The following is a 14136-nucleotide window of genomic DNA, read 5'->3' as shown; positions in this document are numbered from 1 at the left end:
AGAGAAAGCAGAAGAGAATGGTTATTAGAACAGTTTGAGAAAGCAGGATTAAAATCGTCCAATGTTAGTAAGTATCAATTTTGGCGACATGATAACAAACCAATTGAATTATGGAGTAATAAAGTTATAGATGTGAAAATCAATTATATTCATAATAATCCTGTAGAAGAAGGAATAGTATATAAACCAGAAGAATATATCTATAGTAGTGCCAGAGATTATAGTGGAGAAATAGGTCTAATTGAAGGAGTTGTAGTTGTGAAGTAAAGCTATACCACGCGTGAGGACACGCGCGGCAGCGGGGGGGCGTGGGTTATTCCCATATTAAAAACCAAAATATAGCTTTTCTTTTTTTACTGCTAATTGCTACTCCTTTAGAGTACCCATGTTTCCAACTTCGAGGCATCATATCCTTATCTGATAAATAATTCTCATCCCAATACATACCCGATTTTGCCTCCAAAACATACAGTTTATAGTCAGAAGTTAAATACTCACTATGCTTGTTTTGTGTGTTAAACTTCCAGAAGTTTGGAACAGGTAATTTTTTATAGCTGCTTAATTCTTCCAATAGCTCTCGTTCTTTACTAGAAATCCGCATTTTAATTCCATAATTGTCATGATTGATAAATTTATTAATTATCAATAGTTTCGGGTCATTAGACTCATAAACTGCCATACTACTTTCTCTTGCTGTATATACCAATGAATCAATAAGGTCATTAGCATATTCTACTTCTATGTAAAAACTAACATAATCCATTCCTGGAGTTGTATTATAAATAGTTTTACCAATGTTATTGACATTATATAAATTCTTTGGAAAATGATTTACAAATTCTTGCTTAAATAGGCTTTTGTAGTTTTGGTATTTTTTATCAATTAACATGTACCATTCTTTACTCTTTTTATTTCTACCTGGGTTAACACAGCTACATATCAGCAGTATAAAAAGACAATAACTTATATAAGTTTTTAGCTTTATCATTTAAATAATTTCTTTAAGATTTTAGTTAACTGTTCTGCAATTTCAGGAGCTGCAATTTTACCTCCTTCAATCGCTCTCTTTGTGGGGTTTATATATCTAGCGTTTGTGTTTTTCCCCGCTATCGCACGATTTACGTTCCGGCAACGGGGGTATCACTTTACTATTTTTTAAATACCTGATAATTCAAGACTTTACCTTCCATTTCGATTGATAGTACATAAGCTCCGCTTTGTAAATTACTTACAGGTATTTGCGTTTCATTTCCATTATATACCGAAACTAAAGTACCCAAACTATTATATAGCTTAATTTTATTTATTGCTGCATTACCATTTATATTTACAACACTTGTAGCTGGGTTTGGATAGATGTTAAAGCTAACACCTTTAGCGTCTTCTACCGAAGTTGTAGCAGCTTTTACCAAATGGATATCTACATCATAAATAAGATCATCAACAGTAATACTAATTGCTTTTTGAATATTTGTTTCGTCACCAAAAAATGTAGATTGATAACCCTGAGTATTATCAGAAACTGCCAACAAATAGTAATCTCCCGGTTCTAAACTTTCAAATTCAAAGTTTCCATCACTGTCCAGGTCAATTACAGCTTTGTAAGCAGCTGTATTATCAACAGAATAAGCGTAAACTTTACCTGAAGTACATTGATTTGTGCCTTCCCAAACCGAGCCTTTAAGATTATAATAAAAATCAGTTGATATTGACTCAACAGCACCCATATCAATAATATGGTTAGTTATGCGTTCTCTCCCGTAAAAATCAAAGGGTGTTAATTCAATTTGTGTATTATCAGGATTCCCGGCATCTATACATGGAGAATTTTCTTTCAATCTCAAATCTCCATAATCATCATCATCGGTTCCCCATTCGCCATCGTCGCCTTTTGAAGGTAACTCAAAGAACGGGTTTTCATCAAGGAAAACACTGGTGTCATCAAAGTCCATCTCGTCATATTCATCAGCATTAGGGAAAGCTGAATATTTTGTGAACTTAGGAATTGAACCACCATTATTAAAATTGCCTGCAGAACAGTGATTTCCATAAAAGATATTATTTTGATAGTCGCAATAATCAGAATACTCAGTACTTCCAACTGTTCTATATGTAATAAATGCACCACCAACTCCAACATCATCCTGATTAGTAAGCTCATAAATATTCTCAATGCTATTTTCAACAACAGTAGTATTATAAACCTTTGCATTAAGGGCGATAATTCCTCCTGCCACAACCTGATTGAAATACCCTCTGTAATCAGAGGATAGATTTTTAATGCAATTTCCTATTATTAAACAATTGATTACATCAGCTTTTTCAAAAAGATCGAGTCCTGCTCCAGATCCATAATAAAAGTTTTGATCATTTATTGGAGAAAAAAGTATTCTATTACCAGCAATTAAACAATTTGTAAAAGATCCTCCTTCATAAATATAGGCTCCTCCTCCGCTCATATTACACTGATAGGAATTTTTTGCAATACAAACATTATTTTTAATGGTACATTCTACAAAAGTACCTCCATGCTCAGAGTATATTCCACCACCTCTCAGGTAAGCCTGATTAACACCATCATATACATCTTCCATTAGGGAAAGTACATTGTTTTGAATACTACAGCCGGTCATTGTAAATGTTCCTCCATCAGTTAAATCAATATAAACACCTCCACCTAAATACATGTCAGAACTTGGCCATGCACCACCCCAATCATCATCAGATACTGATCCATTTTGTATAATCATATTATTAATATTAACAGTATAGTCGCCAGAAGATATGACTAACAATAAGTTTGTAAATACTCCGTCATCATCAATCCAATCGTTATCCTCATCGAGGAAATTACCATCAAGTTTTACCAATTCGCCATTTACATTGCCATCAATTGTAATATTTTTATCTCCTAATTCTATAGGGGAAGAAAGATAAATGGTAAAGGCCTGATCAAAAATAATTTTATCTCCATCATTAGCTTCAATTATAGCTTGACGTAAAGAACCCATTCCGCTACCGGCATTGGTTAAAACTGTTATAGTTGCTGCCATTGTTGATAATAAACATGCAAGTAATAATGTTATAGTAAAATATATTCGTTTCATTGTCTTTTCAATTTAGTTTAAAGCAAAAAATAATTTTAAAATTAAACCGGCCGGATAATTGTGCTAACTCTGCTTTAATAAGATTAATTTTTGTTTCACTTTATAAACAACAACCTTATTAAAAACGCTCCCGAAAATTTAAAATAGTTTATAAAAAAGTCGAACCGAAAAATTATAACTTGAATATTCATAAGGATCAGAGTGTACCTTGGAGCTAACATTTATTCCACAATCCAAATAAAACTTTTTACTTAAAGTATATCCTGCTCCAACACCTAATTCATAAGTAAAAAAATGATGATCTGCCTCAGGAAAATCCTCATTAAGATATTTTTGAGCATCAGAAGTAAACATATTATAACCTGCTCCAATATCTGCGCTTACAAAAAACTTATTAAATAATATATCGTACCCCAACTGAACAGGTATTTTTATTGAAGAGTAATTCTTTTTCTTATTTGCAGTAATTTCTTCTTGTACAATTTCATATTCTGTTATTTCAATCTCCTTTGTGACAACTACCTCAATGGGATCTCCATCGTTATAACGGTAATAGGTATCTACCACCACTGTTTGTGTGGTGGTATGAGCAATTTCTGTTTCAATAATTTCTGTAACAGGTATTTTAAATGATAAATTTTGATAAAGAAGCCCCGTTTGCAAATGAAAATTGCCTTTTTTTAATTTCAATACAAGAGGAATGGCAGATTGGAACGTATTTTTATCAAATACATCACTTTTTAATGTTGCCTTTGAAATACCTACACCTGCTCCAACAAACAACTCAAAAGGTTCCGGATCATAATATTCATATTCGTATTTAATAACTTCTACCACTTTGTGAATTGTATCCTGTTGCACATAAAGAGTATCGGCAACAGGATGTAACAATTCTTTTTGTTGAGATAAAACAGGTAATTGAGCTAAAACCAAAATTGCGGTTAATATATATATAGATTTCATTATTACTTACTATTACTTTCTTCTTTTTCGCTTTTTCTTAATCACTTTAACAATGGTGTCAGTTTGAACTACTGGTTCTCTATTAATAATGACAGGTTGTTTTGTTTTTTTATCTTCGTCATTTAATACTTCTGTACTATCAATAGTTATTGTATTATTGAAACCAGATTTTTCGGTTACCTCATTATTGCTAGTAGTTTCCTCTAATGCTTCATTAATTATAAGTGGTTTTTCATTATCTATTCTATCCTCTTTTATTTGTTCTTCTTCTGATTCGGAAGTTTCTTTATTTAACATACGTTGATCTTCTGTTGCAATATGAGTTGTATTTTCAACATGTTCTTCTGCAATAATGATTTCTTCATTTGCGTTTTCATTTGCATCTGAAGGTATTTTATTCTGATCAGCAACCGGTAACAATTGCTCTGTTTCAACTTCAGAAGGATTCTTATTATCTAACGGAGTATTTTCTATAGTAGGTTCAGTTAAAACCTGTTCTGTTTGAATATTATGAATTGATTTTTCTTCATTTTCATTAGATAAATATAAATGAACACCAACTCCTATTGTTACAATTGTAGCAATAACTGCATAATACACATTAAAATGCATTGGGTTGAATTTTAAAAAATTATGCTTTGCCACTTTATTTTTAACTTTTAACCATGAGCCAACATTAGGCTCTGGTACAGAGTAATTACTATATGTATTTTGGAGTAGCTGGTCTAAAGAATCTGTATGTTTAGTGTTATTTATTGTTGACATAGCCCAAATAATCAAGTTATTATATTTTATAAAATAGTTATGCATTTACACTGACAAGTGAGTTTACCTCAATTAAATTTTTACGAAGCATTTGTTTTGCTCTGGTAAGACGCGAACGCGAAGTTTCTTCTGCAATAGATAAAGCTCCGGCAATTTCCTTATGCTTAAGCCCGTCAATTACTGCCATATTCAAAACCATTCTAAAAGGCAAAGGCAACATCTCTACAGCAGAAATAATATTTTCTTTAGTGTACTTTGAGTAATCTGTATTAAAAATGTCATCTGAATTTTCATCGGCAATAAATAAGTGTTCATCCTTAAAACTTTCATCAAATCTTTCTTTTTTCTGTTTCTTCAGATAATTCAACGCATGATTAATAACTACTCTTTTCATCCAATAAAAAAAAGAATTTTCGCCTGTGTACGTAAATTTTTCTATCTGTGTAAAAATGCGAAAGAAACCTTCTTGTAAAACATCTTCTGCCTCATCCTTATTTATAATATACCTGCAACATACGCCTCGCAATAAAGGGGCATATTTTTGATATGCCTCAAACTGAGCAGATTGCTTTTGTTTCTTACATTTTGCCACTAAACTTTTTTCATTCATAATTATTATGGCTGTTTCAGTTTTTGCTATTTTATTATACAACAGCGATTGTGTTAAAAACGCTTCCATATTTAACACTTTTTTATCATATATAAATAGAAAAACCGACAAAAGGAGGCGTTTGAGTCAAATTGTCTGTTTTTTTTAGTGACCGTTGTTTTTTTATTCACATATTCATGCGCCTAAAAATTGACATAGAATTTTGTGGGGACTTGTTGGTTGAAATACAGCAAGTTGCTCTGGTGATTAGATGCGGACAGAAATAGTGTGACTTAACTTTTCAATTTTTGCTTGTAGGATTATTTTTTGTACTCTTAATGGATTTTAATACAACTGTGGTGTGGCCTTCAAATATGTCTTTCTGTTGAAAAATTATTTGAGCAAAAGGACTGATATCTATATTCTTAATTCTTTTTTGTTGAGTAAATACAATTGCCTTTGGGCTGTCAGTTAAAAATGCTTTTAACTCTTTCGGATGTTCCAGTTTTTTTATGGTTTTCTTTATATAAAAAGGGTAGGATTGATTAAACATTTTATAATATGCCAGTTGATTATCTTTTTCAATAGTCGCAAGTGTTTTTTTTACAGGATTTTCTTGTGCCACATTACCATACATAAGTTGTGAGATGGTAAAGGATATGATAATAAAGGTAATGGCTATATATTGTAGTGAACGCTGTGCTCTCTTATTTTTATAATATTTGAAGGTAATAAAGCTAATTAAAACGGGGGGGGATAAGTAACAGAGTCTGATTTTTAATTGGAGTTAAAGAAGGTTCAATCTGAAATCCGATATAGCTTAAGGGAAAGAGTATAATGGTAAAGGTGATTAGGAAAATGATTTCTGGTTTAAATGATGTAGTTTTTATTTTTGCCAGATAATTTCCAAGAATAATGGCAAAAAATGGGTAAGCCGGGGCTGTATAGTTGGGTAATCGGGTTGAGGATACCATGAAAAATCCAACAATGCAGAACAAGGCTATAATAGAAAATAATATTTCAGGTTTACCTTTTTGTGCAAAAGAAGTTTTTATGGCCCTGATAAAAAAAGCCGAAAAGGGTAACATGCCCAGTAAAACAAATAGAGGGGCTATAAAAAATGTACCACCGTGCCCCTCCTTCGTTGTTGAAAATCGATCAATGTTGTGTTCAATAAAGAAACCTCTTGTCCATGCACCCTCTGTTTGGTAATGCACCGCTAAATACCATGGAAGTGTAACTAATGCTACTATTATAATACCCTCAATAGGTCGTAATTGCCATATACTTATTAAGGTTAATTTTTTGGAGAAGATAAGATAAAGCAACATGATTAATCCCGGAAGAGCAATTGCAACAGGTCCCTTGGCCAATGTCCCTAATCCCATACATGTATACATCAAAATGGCTTTCGTATTGCTTTGTTTTTGAGTAATTTCAAAAAATAAAAACAATGTACTGGTAAAAAGGAATATTAAATACGGATCAGGTACGGCCATGTGAAACTGTATTGAAAAATGTATGGACGAAAGCAATACAATGGCAGTCCATAATGCTATTTTAAATCCTAACCATCGTTTTGTAAAATGATAGCAGATTAAAACGGTTAAACAACCAAAAACAATGGAAAAAAATCGGGCAGACCATTCTGATACCCCGAAAATTGAATAGGATATCATCATAAAATAATAATGAAGCGGAGGTTTATCTGTTCTAAGCTCATAATTGAATGTGGGTACAATATAATCACCACTCTCCAGCATTTCTCTGGCGCATTCAGCATTCCTGGCTTCATCAACAATGTAAAAGTTCCCAGTAATTCCTCGTGTAAGTGAAATGTTGGCCAATATGGATATGATTACGGGCATCCAGAATACTATTTTTCTATGATAAATCTTTTGTTGCATGCTTCTGGATAATTATTATTGTTGTGCGTAACGATTATTTTTAAATGCCAATTGCGGTTTTCTCTTCTTAGCGATTAATGATTTATTAAGTGCTGGAATCTGATTTAGCTGAAAAATATTTTCGAAAAGCCAAATAATAAAAACAGATTCTGCAATACCTAAAATGGCACCGGCATATATATCAATAAAAAAGTGTTGGAATAAATAGATTCGTGAAATTCCAACTAATATGGCTACTGTAAAATTTATTATGGCTACACGATAATCTCGATATATCCAGAATAAAATAAAGGCTGCAGCAAAAACGGTCATGGTATGTCCGCTGGGAAACGAATGTCTAAAATGCTCTTCCATTCCAGAAGGAAACCTTAATGGCATATCTCTCATAAAATGTAAGGGGCGCATTGCATCTGTAAATAAAACTTTTTTAAACAGAAAGGAAATAATACCCGACATGACAAGTATACCTGTGCATAGTATGGAATAATAATATCTGAAAAATAAAAAGAAAATAGCTAAAACAGCTAATAATCCACCTAAACCAAGTTGCGTGACAGCGTTAAAAAAGAAATCAAACGAAGGAGATGAAAGTTGATTAATAATTAATGAAAATTCAATTTTGGAATATGTTATTAGTAAAATGGCTCCGGTTATAATGAAGCCAGTAAAGAGCTGAATAGAAAATTGAATGTGAGGATTCGAGTGTTGTAATTTCACGATTGTATATGTTTTTGGTTTTATACAAATCTAAAATTCCAATACATCCTTAATAAAATTATAGATTTAAGAAAAGGTTCAGTTATTATGGTTTAAATGTTACTAATGTTAAAATTGTTAAATGATTGTTTGCCAGGTGTTAGCTATTTTGTTGCTATCAACAGTCTGCTACAGCGCGTGTTCTCACGCGTGGTGCAATAAAACTCCTGGTGTAATTATTATTTGTCCATTTATACATCAAAAGGAGTACCTCTTTTGCAGAACTGAATAGCAACTCCCCAGGGATCTTTCATCATAACTAACAGCCCCCCATCCGGTAGTTTTACTTCTTCAACAAAAATTGCTCCTGCAGCTTCCATTTTAGATCTGTCGGCAGCTGGATCTTCAGAAACAAAGGCCAAGTGTACTGTTAGTGGATGTGTATTTTTAAAGTCGAGAACAGCTCCATTGGGATTGTTGTAAATCTCTACCATACCTCCATGTCCGTCAGCAATAAAGTGAGTGAACGGAGCTTTATCCATTGCCATAACAATTTTAAATCCTAAATTCTCAACATACCATTGAGCTGTTTTTACAGGGTCAGTCACATTTAGTGCAAAGTGTTCTATTTTCATTTCATCATAATTTTTAAAAAGCTCAAGCAAAAATATGCATAATATACCAGAATAGCACATATTGCTCCCGCTAACGAGCGTGGTAGACGGGCATCAACAATAGAGTTGCCATCAGGTTAAACCCATTCCTCTTTAAAATATATGAAAGTAGTATGTTGTTGACTTTACGGTATAAAAAGGATAAATTATGTGTTTTAAACTTTTGGCCATGACAGTAAAAATCTTTCTCGTAATTATTATGGTTGTTTTACTTGGAGCTTGTAACTCCGAGCCTGCAACAGACTCTCCTGAAAAAGTAAAAGAAGTGTTAGTAGGGTATTTTAAAGGTATTGAAAATACCGATTTTGAAAAAATGTTTAATGTAACAACAAATGATTTTGTTTTGTTTGAAAATGGACAGGTATGGAATAATGATAGCTTAATAAACTACATTAAGAGTGTAAAGAACATGAAAGCGGTATTCGCCTTTGATGATTTTAAAATTACTATGGGTAATTCTATAGCAAATATGAGTTATGTAAATCGGGGATCTTTTGTTATAGATGATACTCTTACCCAAGAAATCATTTGGATTGAAAGTGCCACTTTTGTTAAGCAAGAAGGTGTTTGGAAAATGGATTTTTTACACTCAACCATTAAGAAATAAAAGAAAAGCCCCATTATCGGGGCTTTTCTATATCAATGATTCAAAAGTGTTTTACTTCACTTCTTCAAAATCTACATCAGTAACTTCGTCGTCACCTTTTCCGTTTCCGCCTTGTGCTTGTCCGGCATCAGGACCTGGTTGTGCTCCGCCTGGTTGTCCACCTTGTGCCTGGCTTGCGTTATACATCTCTTGAGATGCAGCCTGGAATACAGTGTTTAACTCAGTTGTAGCAGCATCAATGCCCGCTAAATCTTCAGCTTTGTGAGCTTCTTTTAATTTAGCTAAAGCAGCTTCGATAGGACCTTTTTTGTCAGCAGGCAATTTGTCGCCAAACTCTTTCAATTGCTTTTCAGTTTGGAAAATCAAACTATCGGCACCGTTCATCTTATCGATTTTTTCTTTTGCCTGATTGTCGGCCTCAGCATTGGCAGCAGCTTCATCCTTCATGCGTTTGATTTCGTCATCGCTCAATCCAGAAGAAGCCTCGATGCGGATGCTTTGCTCTTTACCTGTTGCCTTATCTTTTGCAGTAACGTGAAGAATACCATTGGCATCAATGTCAAATGATACTTCAATTTGAGGTACCCCACGTTGTGCCGGAGCAATTCCATCTAAGTGGAAGCGACCAATTGTTTTGTTTTGTGCCGCCATTGGACGTTCACCCTGAATTACGTGAATTTCTACAGATGGTTGATTATCGGCAGCAGTTGTAAATGTTTCTGACTTTTTAGTCGGGATTGTAGTGTTTGATTCAATCAACTTAGTCATAACACCGCCCATTGTTTCAATACCTAATGAAAGAGGAGTTACGTCAAGAAGCAATACATCTTTAACTTCACCAGTTAATACACCCCCCTGGATAGCAGCACCTACGGCCACAACCTCATCAGGGTTAACTCCTTTAGAAGGCTCTTTACCAAAGAATTTCTTCACGATTTCCTGGATGGCAGGAATACGTGTAGAACCACCAACTAATATTACTTCGTCAATTTCTGATGGAGACATGCCGGCATCAGCTAAAGCGGCTTTACAAGGCTCTAAAGTAGCCTGGATCAACCTGTCGGCTAATTGCTCAAATTGAGCACGGCTTAAAGTTTTCACCAAGTGCTTTGGAATACCATCAACAGGCATAATATATGGTAAGTTGATTTCAGTAGAATTTCCACTTGACAACTCAATTTTAGCCTTTTCAGCAGCATCTTTTAAACGTTGGTGTGCCATTGCGTCTTTACGCAAGTCAATACCTTCGTCTTTTAAAAACTCTTCTGCCAACCAGTTAATAATCACATCGTCAAAGTCATCACCACCAAGGTGGGTGTCTCCGTTTGTAGATTTTACTTCGAATACGCCATCACCCAGCTCAAGAACAGAAATATCAAAAGTACCACCACCAAGGTCAAATACTGCGATTTTCATATCCTTGTCCATCTTATCTAAACCATATGCTAAAGAAGCAGCAGTAGGTTCGTTGATGATACGTTTTACGGCTAAGCCGGCAATTTCGCCAGCTTCTTTAGTCGCTTGGCGTTGTGCATCGTTAAAGTAGGCAGGAACTGTAATTACAGCTTCAGTTACTTCTTGTCCCAGGTAATCTTCTGCTGTTTTCTTCATTTTTTGAAGAATCATAGCTGAAATTTCCTGTGGAGAATATTTTCTGTCATCGATAACCACACGTGGGGTGTTGTTATCGCCTTTAATTACTTTGTAAGGAACACGAGTTACCTCGTTTGGAATTTCATCAAAGTTATCACCGATAAAACGCTTAATAGAATAAACTGTTTTAGTAGGGTTTGTGATAGCCTGACGTTTCGCTGGATCTCCAACTTTTCTTTCGCCACCTTCAACAAATGCAACAATAGATGGAGTTGTTCTTTTACCTTCGCTATTTGGAATTACAACTGGCTCACTACCTTCCATTACAGAAACGCAGGAGTTGGTTGTACCTAAGTCGATTCCAATAATTTTTCCCATTGTAATAATTATTTATTATAAGTTTTTAATATTTCTTTTTTTAATCTGCACAGCCTTATTTCAAATGGTATGCCACGACAAATTTTTGTCATTTTAATGCAAAATTGACACGGAAGTATCCAAATTGAAGATTTTTGTGTCATGTTTTTGTGACATTATTGCAGAAGTGAACAGGATTATCATAACCATGTTGTGCTAGTGTCAGTTTAAAACTAGTATATTTGAAATCCCAAATATTCAACAAACTTTAATTATGAAGACACTACTCTCTTTTTTTGTGTTGGTTTTACTGGTTTTATCCTGTCAAAATAAAAAGAAAGACTCATATCAAACAGGGGTATCTATAGAATTGGCTCAACAGCGGTCTGCCGATATTTCAGACCTGAAATATCACTTGGAGATGGAGATTCCCGATTCGTTAAACCAGGCTGTTAAGTCAAAAGCAATATTGCAATTTATTAAGAAAGATGCTAAAAGCCCATTGGTGTTGGATTTTACATCAGATAACGTGGAGCGGGTTTTGGTAAATGGACAAAAGGTGTTCTTTGCTTTGGAAAATGAACATATTATTATACCCTCAAAGTATATTATAGCCGGAGAAAATAAAGTAGAGATAAATTTTGAGATGGGCGAAGGAGCCTTGAATCGGAATGAAAAATATTTATACTCACTTTTTGTGCCCGACAGAGCCCGTACTGCCATTCCTTGCTTTGACCAGCCTGATATAAAAGGCATGGTTTCTTATTCAATAACAATGCCCCAATCCTGGAGTGCTATTACCAATGGGGTGGCAGACTTTTTAGAGGAGGTGGCCGGTGGTTTAAAGCATGTTACTTTTACCCGGTCAAAACCCATTAGTACTTATTTGTGGGCTTTTGCAGCTGGTGAGTTTAGCAAAACTACCAGAGAAAAAGGAGGTAGGCCAGTCTCCATATATCACATGGAGAAAGACTCGGCAAAGGTTGAAAGATGTAAAGAATCCATATTCAGTCAGGTTTTCCACTCTATAAAATGGCTTGAGGATTATACCAATGTGGCTTACCCATTTAAAAAATATGACTTGGTTTGCATCCCTTCGTTCCAGTTTGGGGGGATGGAGCATCCGGGAGCTGTTTATTACAGGCAGGAGCTGTTGTTCCTGGACGAAAATCCTACGCAGGATGATTTGCTGAGCAGAGCCCAGCTTATAGCTCACGAAACAGCTCATATGTGGTTTGGTGATTTGGTAACTATGAAGTGGTTTAGTGGTGTGTGGCAAAAAGAGGTGTTTGCAAATTTTATTGCAGATAAGATTGTAAAGGAGCAATTTCCGGAGGTAAACCATGGACTGACTTTTATGATCAACCATTTTCCAACTTCCTTTTCTGTAGATAGAACGGCAGCGGCAAACCCAATACAGCAACAGCTAAATAATCTAAAAGATGCCGGCTCCATGTATGGAACTATCATTTACCATAAAGCTCCTATTGTGATGAATCAGTTGGAGAAACTCGTGGGGGAGGAAGCCTTGCAGCAAGGATTGGGTATGTACCTGAAACAGTATGGTTATGGGAATTCTTCCTGGGCTGATTTAATGAAAGTTTTAAATGACGTTTCTGAATATGATCTTGAATTGTGGAGCCAGGTTTGGGTAAATGAACCCAATAGGCCTGTTATGGAATTTACCGAGGAACAAGGGCGTTTTTTTATTCAGCAGTCATCAGAGTATGGAGATACTGCAAAAGTGTGGGCGCAACGTTTTAATTATATCGGGATTAATAAGAATGAAATGTTGTTGTATCCGGTGGAGGTGTTGTCATCAAAAACTATGCTTGATGAAAATAAACCGGAGTTTGTTTTGCCTTCTGCAGATGCTTCCGGTTATGGGTTGTTCTTGTTCGATCCGGCTTCGTTAGTGTATGCCATGAATAATATTTTCCTATGGGATGATGAATTGTTAAAGGGGAGTACCTTGATTCATCTGTATGAAAATTTGCTGGTTGGTAAGGTCGATTCAAAAAAGTATTTTAAAATGCTTTTGCGATTTATTAAGGAAGAGGAAAACGAACAATTGCTTTCGCTAGCCTGTGGACAACTACAGACTTTGTATTGGCGTTTTGTTGATGCGGGTTTCCGAAATGATATAGCTGAAGATTTGGAGGAGGTTTATATTGAGAAAATGGATGACGATTTGTCGTTAAGTATCAATAAAATGATGGTTCAGGAATGGTCTTCCAAGGTTTCAACGAGTAAGGGATTAAAAAAGTTGAAGCAGGTGGTGGTGCGAAAGAAGAAAATGGCTGGGGTTGCATTGTCAGACAGGGATTTGAGTTATATGGTATTTTCTTTGGCAATGAAAGATCAGGAGTTGGATGATGCCTTTGTGCTTGATGTTGCAAAGGGTATTGAAGATGATGATGTCAGGGGGATGATGGAGTATGTGAGTCCTATTTTTTCGAAGGATCCATCCCGGGTTGATGCATTTGTTGATGGTTTGGCAATGTTGGAAAACAGGAAAAAGGAAAATTGGGTGCTTACTGCCATAGGTTATATTCATCATCCATACCATCAGGAGCATAATATGAAATATCTTAAAGAGACTCTTGACTTAACTGAGGAAATCAAAGAGACCGGTTCGTTGTTTTTTCCAATGTTTTGGGTGCAGGAGGCTTTAAGTGGTTATAGTTCGGTTGAAGCGCTTAAGGTTGTCGATTACTTTTTTAAAGATAATCCCATGTATCCGGAAGATTTAAAGATGAAGATTCTGCAAGCTGTTGATATGGTTGATCGATCAAGTAAACTAAAGAAGCAGGAAGTCGTTATCAATGACCAATGACCAGTGATCAATTAACAATTAGCAATTAACAAAATGTTAACT

The 14136-nt window shown here is 34.9% G+C and carries 12 protein-coding genes and 1 pseudogene; 3 read left to right on the top strand and 10 right to left on the bottom strand.

Translation table 11 applies throughout. The features are described 5' to 3' along the window. Positions 1-267 (top strand): annotated as a pseudogene (locus OM074_RS18745) (REP-associated tyrosine transposase); the annotation flags it as partial. 46 nt (positions 268-313) lie between these two features. On the opposite strand, the gene OM074_RS18740 reads toward OM074_RS18745, so the two are convergent. The 9 genes from OM074_RS18740 to OM074_RS18700 form a co-directional block, all read right to left on the bottom strand. Beyond that, complete coding sequence (locus tag OM074_RS18740; protein ID WP_301202121.1) at positions 314-988, bottom strand: hypothetical protein; 675 nt, start codon at positions 986-988, stop codon at positions 314-316. Between the two features lie 160 nt (positions 989-1148). After that, positions 1149-3107, bottom strand: a complete 1959-nt coding sequence (locus OM074_RS18735; protein ID WP_301202119.1) for a T9SS type A sorting domain-containing protein — start codon at positions 3105-3107, stop codon at positions 1149-1151. 138 nt (positions 3108-3245) lie between these two features. After that, complete coding sequence (locus tag OM074_RS18730; RefSeq protein ID WP_301202118.1) at positions 3246-4070, bottom strand: outer membrane beta-barrel protein; 825 nt, start codon at positions 4068-4070, stop codon at positions 3246-3248. Between the two features lie 12 nt (positions 4071-4082). After that, the gene (locus tag OM074_RS18725; protein WP_301202117.1) at positions 4083-4835 is read right to left on the bottom strand and encodes a hypothetical protein; all 753 of its coding nucleotides are present in this window, start codon (positions 4833-4835) and stop codon (positions 4083-4085) included. A gap of 37 nt (positions 4836-4872) precedes the next feature. Then, on the bottom strand, positions 4873-5445 hold the full coding sequence (locus OM074_RS18720) for an RNA polymerase sigma factor (protein WP_301202116.1): 573 nt from the start codon (positions 5443-5445) through the stop codon (positions 4873-4875). A 280-nt stretch (positions 5446-5725) separates the two neighbouring features. Next, on the bottom strand, positions 5726-6049 hold the full coding sequence (locus OM074_RS18715) for a hypothetical protein (protein ID WP_301202114.1): 324 nt from the start codon (positions 6047-6049) through the stop codon (positions 5726-5728). 112 nt (positions 6050-6161) lie between these two features. Next, a complete protein-coding gene (locus tag OM074_RS18710) occupies positions 6162-7331 on the bottom strand; it encodes an ArnT family glycosyltransferase (RefSeq protein ID WP_301202113.1) in 1170 nt (389 codons plus the stop codon). Between the two features lie 15 nt (positions 7332-7346). Then, the gene (locus OM074_RS18705; RefSeq protein ID WP_301202112.1) at positions 7347-8048 is read right to left on the bottom strand and encodes a phosphatase PAP2 family protein; all 702 of its coding nucleotides are present in this window, start codon (positions 8046-8048) and stop codon (positions 7347-7349) included. 230 nt (positions 8049-8278) lie between these two features. Then, entirely contained in the window at positions 8279-8662 is a 384-nt protein-coding gene (locus OM074_RS18700) for a VOC family protein (RefSeq protein ID WP_301202111.1), read from the bottom strand. 208 nt (positions 8663-8870) lie between these two features. Between OM074_RS18700 and OM074_RS18695 the strand changes: the two genes are divergently transcribed. Continuing rightward, positions 8871-9308, top strand: a complete 438-nt coding sequence (locus tag OM074_RS18695; protein WP_301202110.1) for a nuclear transport factor 2 family protein — start codon at positions 8871-8873, stop codon at positions 9306-9308. Positions 9309-9359: 51 nt separating this feature from the next. On the opposite strand, the gene dnaK is transcribed toward OM074_RS18695, so the two are convergent. Continuing rightward, complete coding sequence (dnaK, locus tag OM074_RS18690; protein WP_301202109.1) at positions 9360-11279, bottom strand: molecular chaperone DnaK; 1920 nt, start codon at positions 11277-11279, stop codon at positions 9360-9362. A 253-nt stretch (positions 11280-11532) separates the two neighbouring features. Here dnaK and OM074_RS18685 point away from each other — a divergent pair, with 253 nt between their 5' ends. Then, on the top strand, positions 11533-14094 hold the full coding sequence (locus OM074_RS18685) for a M1 family aminopeptidase (protein ID WP_301202108.1): 2562 nt from the start codon (positions 11533-11535) through the stop codon (positions 14092-14094). Positions 14095-14136 lie beyond the last annotated feature (42 nt).

The organism is Plebeiibacterium marinum, assembly GCF_026013615.1.
Classification (GTDB): Bacteria; Bacteroidota; Bacteroidia; order Bacteroidales; family Marinilabiliaceae; genus Saccharicrinis; species Saccharicrinis marinus_A.
The sequence above is the reverse complement of the archived record's forward strand: the minus strand, read 5'-3'. Positions and strand labels throughout refer to the sequence as shown.